The 20,849-nt window shown below is 40.4% G+C and carries 17 protein-coding genes; 13 read left to right on the forward strand and 4 right to left on the reverse strand.

Annotated elements, in window-relative coordinates; genetic code table 11:
- Positions 1-4 precede the first annotated feature (4 nt).
- The 10 genes from KSK55_RS02050 to KSK55_RS02095 all read left to right on the forward strand — a co-directional run bounded on the left by KSK55_RS02050 (position 5) and on the right by KSK55_RS02095 (position 10,704).
- Positions 5-1,834 (forward strand): ASKHA domain-containing protein, encoded by a 1,830-nt coding sequence (locus KSK55_RS02050; protein ID WP_256664151.1) that lies wholly within the window; start codon positions 5-7, stop codon positions 1,832-1,834.
- A 510-nt stretch (positions 1,835-2,344) separates the two neighbouring features.
- Positions 2,345-3,169 carry a nitrogenase iron protein gene (gene nifH, locus KSK55_RS02055; protein WP_218607986.1) on the forward strand — a complete coding sequence of 275 codons (825 nt, stop codon included), beginning with the start codon at positions 2,345-2,347 and terminating at the stop codon, positions 3,167-3,169.
- A gap of 23 nt (positions 3,170-3,192) precedes the next feature.
- Positions 3,193-3,519 (forward strand): P-II family nitrogen regulator, encoded by a 327-nt coding sequence (locus KSK55_RS02060; protein ID WP_214418488.1) that lies wholly within the window; start codon positions 3,193-3,195, stop codon positions 3,517-3,519.
- Between the two features lie 14 nt (positions 3,520-3,533).
- Entirely contained in the window at positions 3,534-3,953 is a 420-nt protein-coding gene (locus tag KSK55_RS02065) for a P-II family nitrogen regulator (RefSeq protein WP_214418489.1), read from the forward strand.
- A 10-nt stretch (positions 3,954-3,963) separates the two neighbouring features.
- Positions 3,964-5,589 (forward strand): nitrogenase molybdenum-iron protein alpha chain, encoded by a 1,626-nt coding sequence (gene nifD, locus KSK55_RS02070; RefSeq protein ID WP_218607987.1) that lies wholly within the window; start codon positions 3,964-3,966, stop codon positions 5,587-5,589.
- Positions 5,582-6,949 carry a nitrogenase component 1 gene (locus KSK55_RS02075; protein WP_218607988.1) on the forward strand — a complete coding sequence of 456 codons (1,368 nt, stop codon included), beginning with the start codon at positions 5,582-5,584 and terminating at the stop codon, positions 6,947-6,949. Before nifD ends, KSK55_RS02075 begins: the two co-directional genes overlap by 8 nt.
- A gap of 27 nt (positions 6,950-6,976) precedes the next feature.
- Positions 6,977-8,377: a nitrogenase iron-molybdenum cofactor biosynthesis protein NifE gene (nifE, locus tag KSK55_RS02080; RefSeq protein WP_218607989.1), complete on the forward strand. Its 1,401-nt coding sequence runs from the start codon at positions 6,977-6,979 to the stop codon at positions 8,375-8,377.
- On the forward strand, positions 8,370-9,755 hold the full coding sequence (locus KSK55_RS02085) for a nitrogenase component 1 (RefSeq protein WP_218607990.1): 1,386 nt from the start codon (positions 8,370-8,372) through the stop codon (positions 9,753-9,755). Before nifE ends, KSK55_RS02085 begins: the two co-directional genes overlap by 8 nt.
- Positions 9,748-10,056, forward strand: coding sequence for a 2Fe-2S ferredoxin (locus KSK55_RS02090; RefSeq protein WP_218607991.1), 309 nt, complete (start codon positions 9,748-9,750; stop codon positions 10,054-10,056). The genes KSK55_RS02085 and KSK55_RS02090 overlap by 8 nt, the downstream gene beginning before the upstream one ends.
- 15 nt (positions 10,057-10,071) lie before the next feature.
- Positions 10,072-10,704 (forward strand): Fe-only nitrogenase accessory AnfO family protein, encoded by a 633-nt coding sequence (locus tag KSK55_RS02095; RefSeq protein WP_218607992.1) that lies wholly within the window; start codon positions 10,072-10,074, stop codon positions 10,702-10,704.
- A 143-nt stretch (positions 10,705-10,847) separates the two neighbouring features.
- On the opposite strand, the gene KSK55_RS16655 is transcribed toward KSK55_RS02095, so the two are convergent.
- The 3 genes from KSK55_RS16655 to KSK55_RS02110 form a co-directional block, all read right to left on the reverse strand.
- Positions 10,848-10,991, reverse strand: coding sequence for a GyrI-like domain-containing protein (locus KSK55_RS16655; protein WP_218608850.1), 144 nt, complete (start codon positions 10,989-10,991; stop codon positions 10,848-10,850).
- Positions 10,992-11,053: 62 nt separating this feature from the next.
- A complete protein-coding gene (locus tag KSK55_RS02105) occupies positions 11,054-11,209 on the reverse strand; it encodes a hypothetical protein (RefSeq protein ID WP_218607993.1) in 156 nt (51 codons plus the stop codon).
- Between the two features lie 154 nt (positions 11,210-11,363).
- On the reverse strand, positions 11,364-12,641 hold the full coding sequence (locus KSK55_RS02110) for an APC family permease (protein WP_218607994.1): 1,278 nt from the start codon (positions 12,639-12,641) through the stop codon (positions 11,364-11,366).
- Positions 12,642-12,895: 254 nt separating this feature from the next.
- On the opposite strand from KSK55_RS02110, the gene KSK55_RS02115 reads away from it, so the two are divergent.
- From KSK55_RS02115 to KSK55_RS02125, 3 genes are all read left to right on the forward strand, one after another.
- Complete coding sequence (locus tag KSK55_RS02115; RefSeq protein ID WP_218607995.1) at positions 12,896-15,001, forward strand: HAMP domain-containing methyl-accepting chemotaxis protein; 2,106 nt, start codon at positions 12,896-12,898, stop codon at positions 14,999-15,001.
- A gap of 364 nt (positions 15,002-15,365) precedes the next feature.
- Positions 15,366-16,385 (forward strand): glycine betaine ABC transporter substrate-binding protein, encoded by a 1,020-nt coding sequence (locus KSK55_RS02120; RefSeq protein ID WP_218607996.1) that lies wholly within the window; start codon positions 15,366-15,368, stop codon positions 16,383-16,385.
- Complete coding sequence (locus KSK55_RS02125) at positions 16,382-18,430, forward strand: PAS domain S-box protein (RefSeq protein ID WP_218607997.1); 2,049 nt, start codon at positions 16,382-16,384, stop codon at positions 18,428-18,430. Before KSK55_RS02120 ends, KSK55_RS02125 begins: the two co-directional genes overlap by 4 nt.
- A 5-nt stretch (positions 18,431-18,435) precedes the next feature.
- Here KSK55_RS02125 and lon read toward each other — a convergent pair whose 3' ends face one another.
- Positions 18,436-20,835, reverse strand: a complete 2,400-nt coding sequence (gene lon, locus KSK55_RS02130; RefSeq protein ID WP_218607998.1) for an endopeptidase La — start codon at positions 20,833-20,835, stop codon at positions 18,436-18,438.
- Positions 20,836-20,849: the final 14 nt, after the last annotated feature.

Here is a 20,849-nt window from a genome sequence, read left to right on the forward strand (position 1 = left end):
TGAGATGAATTCTTCAATTTCCATTCTTTTCCAACCGATGAACCGGATGGTAACAGTACCTGCAGGAACCACAGTATTATCTGCAATCCGGGAAGCGGGTATTCAGTTTGAAGCAATTTGTGGAGGAAAAGGGACTTGTGGAAAATGTCGGGTAATAAAAATATCAGGAAAGACTTCTGAAGAGGGAAGTTGCTGTGCCAAATTTCTAACTCTTGATGAACAAAGAAAAGGCTACTGTTTAGCCTGTCTTGAACAGGTATGGTCCGATGCTGTTTTTACCATACCAATCGAGAGTAGAATTGATACACCTCAGATTTTACTTGACATTGCACAAACAATTCAAACAATTTCTCCATCCGTTCATAAATATCTGGTAGAAAAAAACCTAAATTACTCTCTTGTAACTTTGGGTCCATCCATTCGTTTTGCCGGATATGATGGAAAAAGACCGGTGATGAATGAAAATCAGCGAGACCTTATCATCAACTCTGCTCATCCCCTGACAGCAACCTTGTATAAAAAAACTGAAGAATCATTGCTGATCGCTCTTGAAGAACATGATACAACCGAGCGATTGTTTGGTATTGCACTAGATTTAGGGACTACTACCGTTGTAGGTCTTCTTGTTGATTTATTAACAGGGGAAATTATTAAAAAAGCTTCAACCTTAAACAGGCAGATAACTCTTGGCGAGGAATTAGTTACCAGAATTGCCATTGGTCGAAAAGAAGAAGGAAGAAAAGAATTACAAATAGCAGCTCTTGGTAGTGTCAATGAAATTATCCATAAACTGACTCATGGTTCCGGTATTAAATGGAATGAAATTTATGATATCTGCCTTGGTGGAAATACAATAATGACCTGGCTTTTAGCCGGAAAAGATCCCACTCCCCTTGAATATGTGGACGCACAGGTTGAGTCAAATCCAGTTCTACTGAATGCAGAAACCATTGGAATTGATGCATTACCACTAACACCGATATTCTGTCTTCCGGCTGTAAGCAGATTTGTCGGAGGGGATGCAATTGGCGATATTTTAACCTCCAGTATGTATAAAAAGACCGAAATTTCACTTCTCATTGACCTCGGAACAAATGGGGAAATAATTCTCGGGAACAAAGACTGGATGGTTTCAACTTCTTGTGCTTCAGGTCCTGCATTTGAAGGAGCAGGAATGCGTTCTGGAATGCGGGCGATGAAAGGGGCGATAGATACTGTAAAAATTGATAAATCTGGTCAGGTAATTTGGCATGTTATTGGAGATACAGATCCCAAAGGGGTCTGTGGATCCGGGATAATAGATGCTGCTGCAGCGATGGCTCATGCAGGAATTCTGGATATTAGTGGAAAATTGATAGAATCCGCACCAGGAGTCAGAGAAGGAGAACATGGTTTGGAGTTTTTGCTGGTTCCATCTCATCTTACAGCAACCGGGAAAGACATTGTCATAACAAGTGAAGATATGGCATATCTCATGGATTCAAAAGCGGCTGTTCTTGCTGCGATTATAGTTCTGATTAAAAAATACCGGTTGACTCCTTTGGATATTCATCATGTTTATCTGGCAGGAGCCTTTAGTTCTTTTGGAAACATAGAAAATCTCATCTCCTTTGGGATTCTTCCAGAGTTTCCATCAGCAGAGTTCCATCGGATAGGGAATGGTTCACTTGCCGGAGCTTATGCTTGCCTCATATCATCTTCATTACGAAAAGAAGCTACCGATATTGCTAAACGAATGGGATATTTAGATCTTCTAGTGGATAATGATTTTATTGAGGAATATTGGGGAGCACTGAGGATACCTGAGAAAGATGAGTTATTTCTCATACCTTAACAGAATTCTTTTTAAAAGTAGGGACACTACGGTTTCATTTATTTAATATTTATATTATTTTATATTATTTATGGCATTTATATATTATTTTAGTATTTTATATTGAGTAAGATTTATATAGTAATTGAAAGTAATTTCCTTCCATAATTATTATATATTATTAATATGAATAGAATAGTATACAAGAGGAGGAGGAGGATGGGCAACAGAGTTGCAGTTCATATATCTTTTATCGTCTAATCTCTGCTTTCAGGCGGAAAGACCCGGACACCGGCATGGTTTGATCTTTCTCTATAATGAGCATAACACCTTCACCAAACGGATCTCAAAATAAAACCATTCGTCCGGATTGAATCCGGATGTCCCGAACCGGAAGAAGAGTAAGGATTATACAAAGGTAATATACTTCAGATTTCTGATAGGACCATGAATGTACCGTCAGGTTTCTGATTTTGGTCCGATGAGCCTGTTGAATATAAAATTTCTTTCAGAAAAAATTTCGAGATAACCATGAGACAAGTTGCTATTTACGGAAAAGGTGGAATTGGAAAATCCACCACAACACAGAACACGGTCGCTGCTCTTGCAAGTGCCGGAAAGAAAGTAATGGTAGTCGGTTGTGACCCAAAAGCAGATTCTACGCGACTTCTGCTGCATGGATTATGTCAGAAAACCGTCCTTGATACCCTTCGTGACGAAGGAGATGACATTGAACTGGATGACATCCTAAAACCCGGGTTTGGAGAGACCATGTGTGTTGAATCCGGAGGTCCGGAGCCGGGAGTAGGATGTGCAGGCAGAGGAATTATTACTTCTATCAACCTGCTTGAATCACTTGGTGCATATACCCCAAACCTTGATTATGTCTTCTATGATGTGCTGGGAGATGTTGTCTGCGGAGGTTTTGCAATGCCCATTCGTGAAGGAAAGGCAGAAGAAATCTACATCGTAGCATCCGGTGAGTTAATGGCCCTTTATGCAGCGAATAACATTGCCAAAGGTATTCAGAAATATGCAGATAACGGGAAAGTCCGTCTTGGTGGTATTATCTGTAACAGCCGGAAAGTGGACAATGAATATGCCCTCCTAAAAGCATTTGCAGAAGAAATTGGTTCCCAGCTCATTCACTTTGTCCCCCGTGACAACCTGGTTCAGCGGGCTGAGATAAACAAAAAGACTGTTATCGACTTTGATCCGGATTCAAACCAGGCTCAGGAGTACAAGAAATTGGCAAACGCTATCGATACCAACACCATGTTTGTAAAACCTAAGCCAATGACCCAGGATCGGCTCGAAGAACTGATGATGCAGCACGGATTTTTGGACGCCCTCTAAACCGGAGACAGGAGGAAATTGACATGTTACTGATGCGGGCAATCGTCAGACCTGAAAAGAAGGATGAAGTACTCAAAGAACTCTCTGTTGCCGGATTTCCTGCAGCAACGGTTGTAGATGTCGTTGGTCGGGGAAAACAGAAGGGTATCAAAGTAGGAAACACCCTCTACGATGAAATTCCCAAATCTCTCGTTATGGTCGTAATCCATGACGAAGAACGGGAACGGTTTGTAGATACGGTTCTAAAGACCGCAAAAACCGGAGAAGATGGAAACTTTGGAGATGGGAAGATCTTCATCACCCCCGTTGAGGAAGTATACACCATCTCAAGAGGCGGTCGTGGTCTCTGATACCGGAGGATACCATGAAGGAAATAATGGCAGTCATCCGGATGAATAAGACTAATGTAACAAAGAAGGCACTCGTTGATGCAGGAGTTGCTGGATTTACTGCCGTAAAGGTTATGGGCAGAGGAAAGCGGGTGGAAGACAGCAGTATCATCCAGGGAAGAAAGGAAGAACTGCTGGCACTTGCAGCAGATGACATCCTGGACCGGGAAGAGACTGAAAAACAGGTAACAAGTTTCCTGGACGGATCACGGCTCTTCCCACGCCGGCTCTTTACCATCCTCGCCCATGATGAAGATGTCCCCCGGATCGTTGAAGCAATAATCAAAGCAAATAAAACTGAAAACCAGGTCGGAGACGGCACCATATTCGTAATGCCAATCGGAGATGCAGTCCGTGTCCGGACAGCAGAGACCGGGGAAGCCGCAATCTGGTAAGGAGGAATACATGGCGATAAATCAGGAAGTACTGGATGAGATGCTTCTCCCGTACCCCGATAAAGTACAAAAGAATCGTACAAAACATATCGTCCGGAAAAATCCGGAAGAAGGGTGTCAGCAGATAGAGGCAAATACCAGAACTGTTCCGGGAATAATCTCCCAGAGAGGATGCTGTTATGCCGGATGTAAGGGTGTTGTTGTCGGTCCGATTAAGGATATGATAACCATCACCCACGGTCCGGTAGGGTGTGCATACTACAGCTGGGGAACCAGGCGGAATAAGGCACGGGCCGATGATATTACTCCTCCTGAACAGATTTACGGGGCGATGTGTTTTGTCACCGACATGCAGGAACCGGATATTGTCTTTGGTGGAGAGAAAAAACTCGCCAAGATGATCGATGAAGTTGTCGAAATGTTCCATCCCCGGGCAGTTAACGTCTGTGCAACCTGTCCGATTGGTCTTATCGGCGATGATCTGGGTGCGGTGACAAAAAAAGCAACTGAAAAGCATGGAATTCCCGTGCTGGCTTACAACTGTGAAGGATACAAGGGTGTCAGCCAGTCTGCAGGCCACCATATTGCAAATAACATCCTTATGGAGAATGTTATCGGTTCAGGGGATGCAGAGAAGAACCCCTCCGAATTCGTGGTGAATCTCTTAGGAGAATACAATATCGGTGGAGATTCTTGGGAGATTGAAAGAATTCTCCATGATATCGGATATCGTGTTCAGGGAGTCATTACCGGCGATTCAAGCGTGGAAGAGATGAAGAACATGCATATAGCCAACCTGAACCTGGTTATGTGTCATCGATCCATCAACTACATCGCTGAGATGATGGAGGAAAAATACGGTATTCCATGGCTGAAGATCAATTTCATCGGTGTCGAGGCAATAAAGAAGTCTCTTCGTGACATTGCACAGGTTACCGGCGATGAGACTTTCATCAGAAAGACTGAGGAAGTCATCGCAAGGGAAGAAGCACGGGTATTGCCGGTTATAGAACATTACCGGAAGATCTGCACAGGTAAGACAGCATTTGCCTTTGTCGGAGGTTCCCGGAGCCATCACTACCAGTACCTGCTCAAAGACCTTGGAATGGAGGTTGTTGTTGCCGGGTACGAATTTGCCCACCGTGACGATTACGAAGGAAGATCGGTCATTCCGACGATAAAAACCGATGCGGATTCAAAGAATATTCCTGAACTTGATATCAAACCAGACCCTGAACTCTACAAAGAGGCTCATGAACATCTGAATCTCACAAAAGAGAAATTTGACGAGATATGTAGCAGGGTACCCCTTGGTAATTATGAAGGAATGTATCCGGACATGAACGGAGGAACACTCATGATAGACGATTGTAACCACTACGAAGCCGAGCAACTGGTGAAGGAGTTAAAACCCGACCTGTTCTTTGCCGGGGTTCGTGACAAATACATCGCCCAGAAGATGGGAGTTCCGGCAAAACAACTGCACTCATATGACTACAGCGGCCCATACGCAGGATTTAACGGTGCAATGAATTTTGCCCGTGATGTGGCAAATGCCATGACAACTCCTGCATGGAAGTTTATAATCCCGCCATGGGAGAAAGAATCAGAAAATAAGGGTGATATCAATGCTTGAATGTGTACCGGAAGGACCGGTAGAGCACACCATTGGAAAGATTAATCCTGCAAAAACATGCCAGCCAATCGGTGCGATGTATGCAGCTCTTGGAATTCACGGCTGTCTTCCGCACAGTCATGGATCACAAGGATGTTGTGCATATCACCGGATGCATCTGACCCGTCACTTCCGTGACCAGGTACTTGCTTCGTCAAGTTCCTTTACCGAAGGTGCTTCGGTTTTTGGCGGTGCAGTAAACCTGAAGACCTCGATAAAAAATATCTTTGCTATTTACAACCCGGAAATTATCGCAGTCCATACAACCTGCCTGTCAGAGACTATCGGAGATGACCTGCCGACAATAATAAAACAGTCGGAAATTCCTGAGGGTAAGCGGGTTATTCATACCAATACTCCCAGTTATTCCGGATCCCATATCACCGGATTCTCGAATATGGTAAAATCCATGGTCTCATACCTGGCTCAGGCAACCGAACCGGTGAAAAAGGACCAGGTGAACATCCTTCCCGGCTTTGTAAATCCGGGGGATATGAGAGAGATAAGGAGAATCGTTGATGAAATGGGTATACAGATGATCATGCTCCCGGATACTACGGGTGTTTTAGATGCTCCCCAGACAAACAAGTATGCCCTGTTTCCTGAAGGAGGAACCACGGTAGATGAGATAGTCGATACCGGAAATTCGAGGCTTACACTCGCTCTTGGATCCTGGGCCTCTGACGCAGCCGGAGCAATGCTTGTTGAAAAGTGCAATGTTCCATGTATTCCTCTCAGAACTCCCATTGGCCTAAAGGCTACTGATGATTTCATCATGACCCTGAAGGAAAAATGCGAAGTGGATGTGCCAAAATCTCTGACCGTTGAACGGGGACAGGTTGTAGATACCCTCATTGACACCCATTTCCATTACCAGGGAAAGAAAGTGGCAATATTTGGGGATCCGGATATTGTCATTCCTCTGACGGAATTTGTCCTGACCATGGGCATGATCCCGAAATATGTGCTGACCGGGACTCCGGGTTCACGGTTTGAGACCGAGGTCGGGAAAATGTTTGAAGAATACCAGGTAGAAGGCAGCATTGCCAAAGCTGACGGTGACCTCTTCGAACTCCACCAGTGGATAAAAGAGGAGCCGGTGGATCTCCTCATGGGAACCACCTATGGGAAATACATCGCACGTGCCGAGGATACTCCACTCGTCCGGGTAGGTTTTCCTATCCTTGACCGGGCTGTCCATCCTCTCATGCCAATAACCGGATATCGTGGATGTCTGCGTCTCATTGAGATGGTAAGTAATACCCTTCTCGACCGGCGTGACCGTGATGCTGGCGATGAAGATTATGAAATGGTCCTGTAAAAAAATAAAAAAAATCAGGAGATTATCATGGAAATTACTTGTTCGCAGGTTATCGGGGGAACTAACACCCCCTGTCTTGTTGAACGTCAGAATTCTATTATCACAACCGGAAAAACCAAAAACCGGATTCATTGTGCGGATGATAGTATTGCCGGGGCCGTGAGTCAGCGTGCCTGTGTATTCTGTGGAGCCAGAGTAGTACTGAATCCAATAACAGATGCTGCTCATCTCGTCCACGGGCCGGTAGGATGTGCATCATATACCTGGGATATAAGGGGCAGCCTTTCAAGCGGCTCGGAAATGTTCAGGAATAGTTTCTCAACCGACCTGAAGGAACGTGATGTTATCTTTGGCGGGGAGAAAAAACTTGCCCTTTGCATAGACGAAATTGTCCAAAAATATAGCCCCCCTGCGATATTCGTGTATGCAACGTGTGTTGTCGGTATCATCGGTGATGATATCATTGCCGTATGTAAAGCAGCATCACAAAGACATGTAATTGATGTCATACCGGTTGAATCAAGCGGATTTATATCTGGTAACAAAATTATCGGATACCGGGCTGCTGGAAATGCACTCATCCGCCTAATCACTCCAAAAGAAGGAGAAATAATCCCAAAAACGAAGAAAATCAACTTCCTTGGCGAATATAATCTCGGTGGCGAGAAATGGCTGGTAGAACGGTATCTTCGTGAAATGGGTATTGAAATTAATGTTGCCTGTACCGGTGATTCGACCGTTGCATCATTAAAACAGGTTCCGGGAGGTTTCCTAAACCTTGTCCAGTGTACCGGATCGATGCATTACGTAGCCCGTCTTCTGGAAGAGGAGTTCGGAACGCCGTATATTGATGTGAATTTCTTTGGTGCCTACAATACTGCAGACAGTCTCCGGAGGATTGCTCAGTTTTACGGCGAACCTCACATGATTGAAGCGGTAGAACGTCTCATCAAGCGAGAAACTGAACGAATCCAGCCTGATATCGAGTATTACCGTACCAAACTTACCGGAAAACGTGCTGCAATCTATGTGGGGGGAGCATTCAAGGCTCTTGCAATCATCAGGCAACTCCGGGAACTTGGGGTGGAGATTGTTTTCTGTGGAACACAGACCGGAAAACCGGAAGATTACGAACAGATACATGAGATGTTAAATCCAGGAACTGTCATGGTGGACGATGCGAATCCGGCAGAAATCGAGAGGTTCCTTATCGAAAAGAAGGTAGATATCATGGCCGGAGGAGTAAAAGAGCGAACTCTTGCCCATAAACTGGGAGTCGGGTTTGTTGATCATAACCACGACCGCAAGGTCTGCCTTGCCGGATTTGACGGTGCAATAAACTTTGCCCATGAAGTTTATGTGACCTGCTGTTCACCGGTTTGGAAACAGATCCGGACACATCCTGACTGGGAGGTATATCATGGATGAAAAAACACCATCTGTCCGGGAAGTGAATGAAAACCAGTGTCAGATATGTATGCCTCTTGGCTCGGTAATTGCCTTTAAGGGTATCGAACAATCGATGGTTATAGTGCATGGATCACAGGGGTGTAGTACCTATATGCGGCTTGCCATGGTTGAACATTACAACGAACCGGTTGACATTGCATCATCCTCACTCAATGAAAAACAGACCATTTACGGCGGTGAAGAAAATCTTCGGAAAGGTCTTGATAATGTCATCCGTGTTTACCATCCTAAAGTAATCGGGGTGGTTACAACCTGTATGACTGAGACCATGGGAGAGGATGTCGGCCGGATGATTGACACGTACCTGACCGACCGAAACCTGCATGATGTGGATATCATTCCGATATCAACCCCGAGTTACAGTGGTACTTCAACCGAAGGATACTGGACTGCAGTCAGGGATGTTATCATGTACTATGCTGGTCCTGTTTCACCTAACGAAGGAATCAACATTATCCTCCCCCATGTCAGTCCGGCAGATATCCGTGAGATAAAACGTATCCTTGACCTGATGCGGATTCAGTATACACTCATTCCGGATATCTCCATGACTCTTGACCGGCCGTATGGGATTTCATATGAAAAAATACCTCCGGGAGGGACCAGCAGGGAAGATATTGCCCGGATGAGCGGAGGCAGGGCCACCATCCAGTTTGGATACTGCTGTCCGGATAATCTCTCGCCCGGAGCATTGCTGGAAGAAAAATACGGGGTTCCTCTCCATAATCTTCCCCTCCCGGTCGGTCTTAAAAATATGGACATGTTTATCAATACGCTGATCTCGATTGCTATAAAACCGGTTCCGGAGAGTATCCTCCTTGAACGGGGATGGCTGTGTGACGCAATGGCTGATGCACACAAACACATGGCTGAGATAAAGCCGGTCATCTTTGGAGAGCCCGAACTGGTATATGCTGTATCATCCCTTTGTATCGAGAATGGATCAATTCCCCCCATAATAGCAACCGGAACAGGATCCCCGCAACTTCGCAGACACCTTGAGACAATAACGAGGGAACTGGATTTTGCTCCTCTGGTAGCAGACCATGTTGACTTTGCCCTTATTGCAAAGGAGAGTGACCATTTGGGGGTAAATCTTGCAATCGGCCATGCTGGAGGGAAAGTTCTCACCGAGCGGCTGAATATTCCTGTTGTCAGAACCGGATTTCCCATTCATGACCGGATAGGAGCACAACGAATCAGGAACCTGGGATATACCGGAACTGTTACCCTTCTGGAACAGATGGTAAACACTCACCTGGAACACAAGTACCAGCACTACAGACAACAGATAAAATCAGAATATTTCGATAATGGAGGAATAATTAATGCATAAACCAAAACACCACATTTTCGTCTGCACAAGTTCACGTGCAAACGGCCAGACGAAGGGATATTGCCAGTCAAATGAGGGATTTGAAATCATGCAGCGGTTTATTGAAGAGATTGATGACAGGGAAATTGGTGGTGATGTATTTCTCAGTAACACCGGATGCTTTGGGATATGTGAAAAAGGTCCGATTGTGGTGGTTTATCCGGATAATATCTGGTATGGATCGGTAAGTCCTGACGATGTGGAGGAGATAATGGACTCACATATCGAAGGGGGAGAGATAGTAGAACGTCTCGTCATTTAACAGACAGGATAGCATATGTATTGTGAAATAGCCACCATTCTCGGAGCCGACGGAATGAGTTCAAGCCTTACAGGGTCCGGAACCATAGTGGTATTCCGGCGAACCCAGGGGGTATGGAACCTTGATCGGGAAATGCCATTTAATACAACCGAAAGTGATTCGCTTGCTATTCTTCGGAAAAAAATGGCGGATCTTATCAGTTTTTTAGGTGAATGCAAAATATTTGTTGCAAATCAGGCTATCGGGGCATTATACTATGAACTTATGAAAGCAGGCTGCAGTGTGTTTGAAGTTTCCGGAAGACCTGTTGGTTTTCTCGAAGAGGTTCTCCAGGAAGAAGAACAAGAACAGGCAAAAATCGCAGCAATAAGAAATGAACCGCTTCCCGGCCCGTATGAAAAATCTCCCGGTAATTTTTTTGTATCAATAAAGGAGATACAGGGAAAGACTCCGGGGATTACCAGCAAACAGATCCTTCTTGATTTCATGAGAGAAGGAAAATTCAAAACCCTGGAGATCATCTGTGATCATATCCCACCATGGGTTGAGATGGAATCAGAACAACGGGGATATAAGATTGAATCAGAAAAAGTCCCGGTCAATGAAGTTAAAATGAAGGTAATCAATCCATCATTTACTGGGAAATGATTCCTTTTTCAATATCTTTATATTTTCATTATTTCTATCGGAAAGAGTAATTCAGTCAATAACTCTTCTTCAGGCACGTCATCGGAATCACTCAGGAAATTATCCCGACAGGGAGATTTCGGTTCATATCCCATTTTCACTGTTCATTCATAGAGTTTTCCCCATGATTCATGAACATCCTGGTATGGACCTTTGTGTATTACTGATGTAAACATTCCTCCTGGTAGGGCCCTAATGGTAATACCCAGAATCTGTTCAGGTAATCTCCCGGTAACTGGAACGGCAATTTCTACATCTACACCAGATTACCGGTATTCTCCATCATGATAAATTGATATAAATGGTCAGGTTATGGAAACCTTTTCTCACCTCTCTGAGGTGAAGAGAAATATGTACATAATATACCAATTAACTGTGGGATAACCTCTTCAAAGGTCCCTTTTTCGCGGATGGATAGAATACTGAGCGGTTCGATTTCTTTTATCGTTGGTTCTGCTACAGTCATGGAAAACATCTCCATCTGCTGTCAATGAAACATTCATGATTGGGATGATGTTATGCATACAGATTCTGATGATGGTATATCTTTAGAACAGGCAAAAAACAGAGTTGTGATAAGAGATAATATGAGCCTCATGTCAGAGAAATGATTTTGGTAATCACATAGTTCTCTTTGGATCTCCCATTCTCTTTCGGTTTCTAATCAGGAAAATACCCCAGATGAGGATAATTCCAATGGGAAAAAATATCGCCCATGATACAAAAAGCAGGATACATGATGTTAGTATGAGTGATAGTGCACTTAGAAATACTGCATACCGGTTATCTTTCAGCAACACCATCCCTGCTGCACATCCACCTATATATGTAAGGATAAACGTAGAGTTCGGAAGTTGAATAAGAAATGCAAGAGAGAGAAGACCGGTGCTGTAAATGATGAAAATGAATGAGAAACATCCGGCTAGAAAGATGAGCCCCCCGATGTGAGTGTAATATCGTTCGGATAACCGTGCAAGAAATGACGGAGCATATCCAGTGACGGCAAGAGAATATCCAAGACGAGAGGCAGCACCAATATATGATATCGACGGTGCCAGACATACAAATAATCCCGTTAATCCGGTCAGGATCATTCCATACTGTCCAAATGATCCTTCGATGAGATGCACCAGTGATACATCTGATATCCCAGGTCCATACATATGAGTGCCAACGACAACATATGCTGTGAGAAGGTACAGACTTCCGATTATAATTGATGCGATAATGGTTCCCCTGACAACGTCCCGTTTCGGATCTTCAATTTCTTCGGCAATATGAGTCACAGCTTCCCACCCGATATAACTCCAGAAGAGTAAGGTTGCAGCATACCCGATACTCATCCAGCCATTTGGGATGAACGGAGTAAAATGTGACAGTTCCACGGTCCGGTAACTCCCAATAAATGCACCTACCAGAATACAGATGGTGCCAAGTACGACAGCTATCTGTACCTGACTGCTGATACGCATTCCGATATAATTGAGGAATAACCCAGCCAGAATTATTGATACTGCAATGACAATTCTCCAGAATTCTGAAAGGCCATATGCAGCAGCAATATATCCTGCCCCGGTTAATGCAAGGATTGGGACACCGATGATTCCTGATACCAGGAAAAACCATCCAACCAGTGCTCCTACCTGCTCATTAAATGCAAGGGTGACGAAATATGAAACCCCGCCGTCATTTGGAAACCGGGCAGAAAGTAGACCCATGGTGAGAGCCATAGGAAATGCAAGAACGATGATGAAAATCCACGAGAGAAGAGATCCTGGGCCCGCTATCTCTGCTGAAAGACCTGGAAGAATGAGTACACCACATCCCAAAACTGAACCGATATATAACGCAACGATATGATGGAGACGAAGAGATGATCGCTCTGTCGGGTGGATCATAAATTGGCCTTTTATTTTGGCTTTTAAAACAATAAAGGGTTCCTATCATATTATTATTTTATTACCTTTGAAACATGGGTATAATAATACTCTCATTTGGTATTTTTGAAAAAGGTCATCTGTAAAAAATTTCTCATGGATTCATATACTATTCAAAAATTAATTCTAGAAAAGTTAGCCTAATAGGCAGCCGCTATCTATTTTAATTTTAAAGCAATTCATTAAACAGATCAATTCTTGCTGGGGTGGAAAAGATGTTTTTAGATAACATCCAGATGAAGAAAAAATTAATTGGTGGGTTTTTGTGTATAGTCATTCTTGCCCTTATTATAGCCATAATAGGTTATATTTCAATGGGGGATATGGCTGGAAAAGCTCAAATTATGTATGATGATAACTTAGTTTCTTTAGATCAATTATTAACCGCAGATAATAGTTTTCTCAATATCCGGATTAATATTTACAAAACTGTTTTTGCAAAAGACGAACGTGTTGATAAATTTGCAGAGATAGATCAGGAAATTGCGAATATTAAAGATAAAGTAAACCTGTATCGAGTACGTGCTACTTCACAAGAAGAACAGGCCAATTTAGAAAAATTTGATACAAATTGGCCTATTTTTGAGCAAACACTTCGAACGATTATTTCCGATATGACTGCCGGACGAGAAGAAGCAGCTCTAGCGGGGATTTATAGTGATGATTTTGCTATTCCACGAGATGATGCTCAAACTGCTCTGGATAATCTTGAAGCGTATAATCAAGAACAGGCACGAATTCTTAAAAATGAAATTACCCAGCAATTTGAAAATTCATCATTGCTCTTCTTCATTATCGGATTTTTAACACTTGTATTCGGAATTGGGCTTGCAGTAATTCTTACGAAGAGTATTACTCAACCATTATCTCAAACAGTCCATATGATCCGTGAAATGGGAATGGGTCACCTCGGAAACAGACTAAATATGTCAAGAAGGGATGAAATTGGTGAGATGGCTGAATCCATGGATGCATTTGCTGAAAATTTACAGACAAATGTAATTGGAACAATCCATAAGATTGCGAAGGGAGAAAAGATAAAAAATGTAATGATAATGGATGAACATGACGAAATAGGTCCGGCCCTTCGCGATACGGTAAATACAATATCACATCTCATTGATGAAACAAATAACCTAGTCTTTGCTGCACAAGAAGGAAACCTTTCCATTAGAGGAGATGAATCTTTATTCCAGGGAGGATATCAGGATATAATTGCCGGATTTAACAAAACCTTAGAGAATATTCTTATTCCTCTTCATGAAGCAATGAAATTAGCGAAAAAGTATGCTACTGGAGATTTTTCTTCCCGGTTTTCTTCTTCTATTGTAGTCAAGGGAGATTTTATCCCATTCAAAGATGCGATGGACACTATCGGTATTGAGACAGGTAAGGCAATTTCAGCAGTTAATAAGGAGATTGAAGCACTGCAGACAAATATGGAGGAAACAAATGCAAGTTCTGAAGAAATATCATCAGGAACTCATGTTCTGGCACAAAATGCCACGCAGGTCAGTGATTTATCTGATAAATCATCCCAAGGAATTATGCAGATTCTTCAGGCTATGAATGATCTTGCATCCGCTGTTTCATCTGTTGCATCCGAGACAACCGATGTTGCAGGTCTTACTCAGAAAACCAATGAGTTATCTGTTGAAGGGACTAGACTGGTAGAACGAACTGATGAGGGAATGACCAGTATTAAGAATTCATTTGAAGAAACGAACCAAGTTGTCAAAGAAATTGATGCTCAAATGGGTGAAATCGGTTCCATTGTAGAAGTAATTGGTGGTATTGCTGACCAAACAAATTTACTCGCATTAAATGCAGCAATTGAAGCAGCACGGGCGGGAGATGCAGGATTAGGATTTGCAGTAGTTGCAAATGAAGTAAAAACACTCGCAGAAGAGTCACGCGTATCTGCAGAAAAAATTGGCGGTTTAATTGATATACTTCAAAGAAAGTCTAAAAATGTAACAAGTTCAATGAACAAATCTCTCGGGGATGTAGAATCCGGTGATTACGCAGTCAAAGAAATGATGAAAATATTCACTCAGATTGCAGAATCAATAGAGAATGCTTCAAGAAGAGTAAGTGATGTTGCAGCAAATACTCAGGAACAAGCAGCTTCAGTTGAGGAAATAACTGCAAGTGTTCATGAACTGGAAAAAATAGCAACAGAAAGTTCTCAAGAAGCCTTATCTGCATCAAGTGCCACCGAACAGATCAGTTCATCAATTGATCTAGTAACTAAAGCGATTACTGAAGCAAATATTTCAATACAAAAAATTTCTACCGAAATGGGAAAATTCTCTTTATAATTTTTTTTAAAGATATCTCAAGACTTATTCTCCATCTAACAATTGAAATTTTTAGATTAAAAATTAATAATTTATAGCTATAAAATCATCATTTATTTATATCGATTGAATTTTTTTCCAACTTAAATATATATGTAATTTTATGTGTGGTAAAATGATGCGAAAAAAATAAAATCAATATTGATCAATTACTCAAAAAAATATGATCTTCTAGATCAAAACCTCTCAGTCACAAACATTTATGTGATAGGGAGTGAGAATACCCCAAATGAAATGAGTATACTACACAAGGACTCATAACACATTACTATGATATATTCGTGATATTATTACCGGTTCCATTTGTAATAGATTGATTTCCATCATGAAAAAGATATTATTCCTCTGTTTATTGATTTTATACACCATTGCATTGACATTGCCGGTTGAAGGAGCTACAGCAACCCCTATACCTCCAATAAAAATTCATACAGGTGACTGGGATTCAATCAAATTAACAAACGCTATTGCAAAATATATTCTGGAGTTCGGATATGGATATGAGATTAGAATACATCCAACTCCGGAGAAAACTCTGTCTGATGATCTCTCATCCGGCGAGGTTGATGTAAGTTTTGAAGTATGGAAAGAAAACCATCCTGCTACTCTTGAAAGAAAAATCAACACTGGAGAAATCATTGATTTAGGATCGATATATTCTCACGCATCTCAATATTTTATTATCCCAAAATGGGTTGCTGAGTCCCATAATATCTCAAGACTGGAACAGATGAAAGATTATTGGTACTTTTTTAAAGATCCAGAAAACCATCATATGGGTCTTTTTTATCCTGGGCTTATTTCATGGTTTGTCCATGATACGAATATTGAGAAACTTAAAGCCTATGGATTAACTCCATTTTTTAATTCCATAACTATGCCTTCTGGAAGGTCATATGAAGCATCTTTTATGAAGGCAGCAATGAATAATCAAACAATATTTGGTCATTACTGGTCACCGAGCACAGTAATGGGACTTGATTATTGGACTATCTTAAAAGAACCTGAACTATTTGAAGAATGTTCATATAATGCATCTTCATTAAATGAGACATCGCTCTTGTTATGCCCGTTTAAAGATGCACGTGTACACAAATTAGTTCATCCTGGATTAATTGGCTCTGCACCAGATATTATTTCATTTATTGAGAAATTTTCGCCAGGTACCAAAGAGATCAGTGAAATCCTCGCATATGGGTATCTCCATTCAATTGATGACTATGATAATTTGGCCCAATTATATCTAAAAAAATATCCCGATAAATGGAAAAACTGGATTCCATCAGATAAAATAGAAAAAATATCCACCTCTTTAAATCAAAACGGAGAGATGGTTTCGAAATGACTCATCTTTCCCTCCGGACCAAAATTTTACTCTCGATACTCATACCTTTTTTTATTGCTCTCCTTATTCTGACAATTAGTGGCTTTTCCGTTATTGATACCGGTGTTAAAAAAATCGTATCTGATCAGCAGGTGTCCATTGCAGAATTGATTGCTTCACGGATGAATGACAATTTGGAGAAATATGCTCGTTTATTACATTCTTTTTTTCCTCCCCCCCATAAAAAAATAAATGAATTAATCTTAAATCAAACCATAAAAGAATTTGAAGAGTCAAATCTGAATCTCATTTTTGATCAGGGAATTTTACTATATGATGAAAATGGATCTATCATTATACAATCACATGGAACACCTGTTGTTGAGTCATTATCTCCTTCGATTATATATTCTTTAAAAACTTCTAGAAATTATTACTATTCTTCATTGAATATTAAAAATGAGATACAATACATCTCTTTATTTGTCCCTATTTTTTCCGATTCAGACGGGTTACTATATATCATCGAAGGCAAATTTTCTCCAGAATATTCAATTTTTGGTTCGATGCTCGTTGATGTTCTCGAAGTCAGAAAAGGAACAACAGGATATGCAATACTAATTGACCAATCTGGAAATATTATTTATAAAAGGTTTATTGGGGATTTGTATGATGAGGGAGATATATCCCTTATTAAACAGTTTTCTAATTCTGACCAAAATTCTCCTTCATCTATTATTTTTTATAATAATATTTCCGAAAAGGAAGAGTATGCAGGATATAGTCCTATTCCCGGAACTAGTTGGGGAGTTATTGCGAGAGAAGACAGAGATGTACTCTATCGTGATTTAAATTATCATTATTTCTTAACTATTTTATTAATATTTACAACCATTTGTTTCACTCTTTTTTTGATATATCTGTTAATTCACTCATTTCTAAAACCGTTATCTTTATTAATTTCCCGGATTAGGGATATTGAAAAGGGGAATTTTGATCTGATACCTGTTCCAGAATCCGAAGACGAAGTAGGAGTATTGGCACACCGGTTTAATCAAATGGTCCATTCTTTAAAAGAATCATTTGAAAAATTAGAGACTGCAAAAAGACGGTACTGGTTGATTCTTGATCAATCCTATGATGGTTTCATTCTTATACGTCCCCAATCTTATGAAATATTAGAGACAAACCGGATGGCAAGAGAAATTACTGGCTTTTCTGATATCGAAATGTCTCAACTTAATTTCACATCATTACTTTTTGAACCAGAAAAATCCCCGTTTTTTGATGCTGTTTCAGAAATTTCTTCAGAGGGTATGAAAACAGAATTGATGGCTCAATTGTTGAAAAAAGATAATACAATAATTACTGTTGATATTACACTCATTAAGATTAGAATAGATGATAAAATAAAAATTCAGGTTACTATAAGAGATATTACAAAAAAAATTGCAGCAGAAAATGAAAGTAAAGAGAAAACTAAAGAATTGAATCGGTTTTTCTCGCTTAATCTAGATTTACTAGCCATATTAGATATTGAAAGGAGATTTAAACGATTGAATCCTGAATGGACCTTACTGACTGGATATTCAACGGATGAATTATTATCTATGTCTCTATCTGATTTGATTCATCCGGATGACAGAGATATTACAATTCTACGAATTCTTTCATTAAAAGTAAATTCGTATCCATTAGATACCTCCAATCGAATCAGATGTAAGGATAACACATACCGATGGATTGAATGGCGTATTGTCAGGTATGATGATCTTATTTACACTGCTGCACGTGATATCACCGAACGAAAGGAAGCTGACGAAAAAATTCAATCCGGAGTACAGATGCTTGCACAAACTCAGGAGACGTTGGCAACATTAAATGATCAAATAAGAAATCCGCTCTCTATTATCATGATATATACTGAAGAATGTGAGGAAATGAACGGGAAAAAAATCAGGGATGAAGTCATGAGAATTGATGCAATTATTGACACACTGGATAAAGGGTGGATCCAATCTGATAAAGTGAGAAGAGTGATGCAAAAATATTTTGAAGAAAAATAAAAAATTTAGATGAGATTAAATGCAGAAACCGATTGATTCATAGAAGAAGGAAGATTGGGTGGTAATAACGAGATATCCAACGTCTCATCTAAAACTTCGTCAATAGACTCTACCATGACAAAAGTTAATTCTTGTAAGACATCTAATGGTATTTCTTCAAGGTCTACCGAATTCTCTTTAGGCAGAATAATTTTAGTTATTCCAGCCCGGTGAGCAGCTAGGATTTTTTCTTTAATACCCCCGACCGGTAATACAGAACCACTTAAAGTAATCTCACCAGTTAAAGCAAGTCTTGTATCTACAGGTTTTCCAGTAATTAATGAGGCCAGAGCAGTGAAGAGAGTAATTCCTGCAGATGGGCCATCTTTAGGGGTAGAACCTGATGGAACATGAATATGAACATCACGATTCATAAAGTCAATATGAGGAGTTGTATGTGCGAATCGGGATCGTATCAGACTCATGGAAATGTTTGCCGATTCTTTCATGACTTCACCTAATTGACCTGTAAGGGTTAATTTTCCTGTCCCTGGCATAAATGTTGCTTCAATAAAGAGTATATCACCACCTATAGGAGTCCATGCCAATCCGGTTGCGACTCCTGGTACGGCGATTTTCTTTGCACATTCATGCCTGCGAATTTCTTTTCCCAAAATATCGTGCAACATATCTGGAGTAATTTTGCATGGAAGATTCCATTTTTCTGATACAATTTTCTCAGAAATATATCTGGAGATTTGGTCAAGTTGTTTTTTAAGTCCTCTTACTCCTGCTTCATGAGTATATTTATCAATTATTAACCGTAAAGTAGCATCTTCAATAGTAATTTTTTCATTATGCAGACCATGTTCAGATAACGATTTAGGGACTAAATGTTCTTTTCCAATAAAGAACATCTCTTGTTTTGTATAACTGGATATTTCTATTACTTCCAGCCGATCAAGTAATGGTGGTGGTATTGTTGATGTAGTATTTGCTGTAGCAATAAAGAATACGTCTGAAAGATCGTAGGGCAATTCAAGATAATGATCTGAGAAGCTATTGTTTTGCTCAGGATCCAAAACTTCAAGAAGTGCACTTGCCGGATCTCCTGAATAAGATACACCCAGTTTATCAATCTCATCTAAAACAAAAACAGGATTTTTTGTCCCTGCTCGTCTGATACCTTGAATAATTCTTCCTGGAAGTGCTCCAACATAGGTTCTTCTATGTCCACGTATTTCTGATTCATCTTTGATTCCTCCAAGACTTATCCTAATGTATTCTCTTCCAAGAGCCTCTGCTATACTTTTCCCAAGGCTAGTTTTACCAGTTCCTGGTGGTCCTACTAATAACAGAATAGATCCTTGTTTTTCCTGTTTTAATTTCAAGACTGCAAGATGTTCAATAATTCGGTTTTTTACTTTGTTCAGTCCAAAATGATTACAATTTAGAATATTTCTGGTTTTTTGAATGTCAATAGATTTCTTCTCATTCAAAACCCAGGGCAAATCTAGTAGAAGGTCAAGATAATTCCGAATTATTGGACTTTCATGGCTTTGAGAACCATTTATTTCCAATTTTTTTACTTCAGTGTTCGCTCTTTTTTTGACATCATCAGGCATTGATGAACGGTTAATTCTCTCTTGATAACCACTATCTCCTGATTCAGCGCCATTAATCTCATTAAGTTCTTCTTCAATAGCCTTCATCTGCTCCCGTAACATAGTTTCGCGGTTAATTCTGGCTGATTTCTCTGAAACTTTTTTTGTTAATTCTATCCGGAAATGAATATTTTCTTTACAATCTATCAGCAATTTGAGAAATCTTAAATACCTTGTACGGAGTGAATCAATCTCTAGAAGAATTTGTTTTTCTGCAAGAGAAACCGGAAGGAATGGCAAAACAAAACCGATGATACTTTCTATTGATTCCATCTTATCAATTGGGCCGGTGAATTGTTCTGACCCAGTAAAATTCATGCTGATATCATGTATTGTATTTCGTATCTCTTCTCGTACAGACCATTTTTCTGAGTCATATATGTCAACAATATCTCTTCTTTCAGAGATTTCTGCAAAAAATCCTAAATCATTTTGGGTAATAGAATCTATATGAACTCTTGATTTTGCTTTTATACTTAGTAGGTATCCCTCATCTGTTTTATGAATACTTATAATCTCTAAAAGATTTCCTGTTGTATAAAGTGAACTTTTAGAGATGTCCGAAGAATTTAATTGTTCCTGAACTGTCAGACCTATTGGATAAATCTCACTGGTTTTTTTGATCTCCTCTAAAAGATATTTACCGGTTGCATAATCGACAAGAATTTTGGTTTGGATGTTTGGATAAATTACCGTATTAATGAGGGGAATAACATAATGTTTGTTTTTATTTTCCAGTTTTTCTGTTTGAATTAAATCCATAATAATCAATTAGT

The organism is Methanospirillum hungatei (assembly GCF_019263745.1).
GTDB lineage: Archaea > Halobacteriota > Methanomicrobia > Methanomicrobiales > Methanospirillaceae > Methanospirillum > Methanospirillum purgamenti.

Excerpts from the sequence above, each read along its gene's own strand:
- KSK55_RS02115 (WP_218607995.1), top strand. The coding sequence starts at position 12,896 with ATGTTTTTAGATAACATCCAGATGAAGAAAAAATTAATTGGTGGGTTT.
- KSK55_RS02060 (WP_214418488.1), top strand. The coding sequence starts at position 3,193 with ATGTTACTGATGCGGGCAATCGTCAGACCTGAAAAGAAGGATGAAGTA.
- KSK55_RS02105 (WP_218607993.1), bottom strand. The coding sequence starts at position 11,209 with ATGACTGTAGCAGAACCAACGATAAAAGAAATCGAACCGCTCAGTATT.
- nifD (WP_218607987.1), top strand. The coding sequence starts at position 3,964 with ATGGCGATAAATCAGGAAGTACTGGATGAGATGCTTCTCCCGTACCCC.
- KSK55_RS02050 (WP_256664151.1), top strand. The coding sequence starts at position 5 with ATGAATTCTTCAATTTCCATTCTTTTCCAACCGATGAACCGGATGGTA.
- KSK55_RS02110 (WP_218607994.1), bottom strand. The coding sequence starts at position 12,641 with ATGATCCACCCGACAGAGCGATCATCTCTTCGTCTCCATCATATCGTT.
- KSK55_RS02125 (WP_218607997.1), top strand. The coding sequence starts at position 16,382 with ATGACTCATCTTTCCCTCCGGACCAAAATTTTACTCTCGATACTCATA.
- nifH (WP_218607986.1), top strand. The coding sequence starts at position 2,345 with ATGAGACAAGTTGCTATTTACGGAAAAGGTGGAATTGGAAAATCCACC.
- KSK55_RS02095 (WP_218607992.1), top strand. The coding sequence starts at position 10,072 with ATGTATTGTGAAATAGCCACCATTCTCGGAGCCGACGGAATGAGTTCA.
- lon (WP_218607998.1), bottom strand. The coding sequence starts at position 20,835 with ATGGATTTAATTCAAACAGAAAAACTGGAAAATAAAAACAAACATTAT.
- KSK55_RS02065 (WP_214418489.1), top strand. The coding sequence starts at position 3,534 with ATGAAGGAAATAATGGCAGTCATCCGGATGAATAAGACTAATGTAACA.
- nifE (WP_218607989.1), top strand. The coding sequence starts at position 6,977 with ATGGAAATTACTTGTTCGCAGGTTATCGGGGGAACTAACACCCCCTGT.
- KSK55_RS02085 (WP_218607990.1), top strand. The coding sequence starts at position 8,370 with ATGGATGAAAAAACACCATCTGTCCGGGAAGTGAATGAAAACCAGTGT.
- KSK55_RS02120 (WP_218607996.1), top strand. The coding sequence starts at position 15,366 with ATGAAAAAGATATTATTCCTCTGTTTATTGATTTTATACACCATTGCA.
- KSK55_RS02075 (WP_218607988.1), top strand. The coding sequence starts at position 5,582 with ATGCTTGAATGTGTACCGGAAGGACCGGTAGAGCACACCATTGGAAAG.
- KSK55_RS02090 (WP_218607991.1), top strand. The coding sequence starts at position 9,748 with ATGCATAAACCAAAACACCACATTTTCGTCTGCACAAGTTCACGTGCA.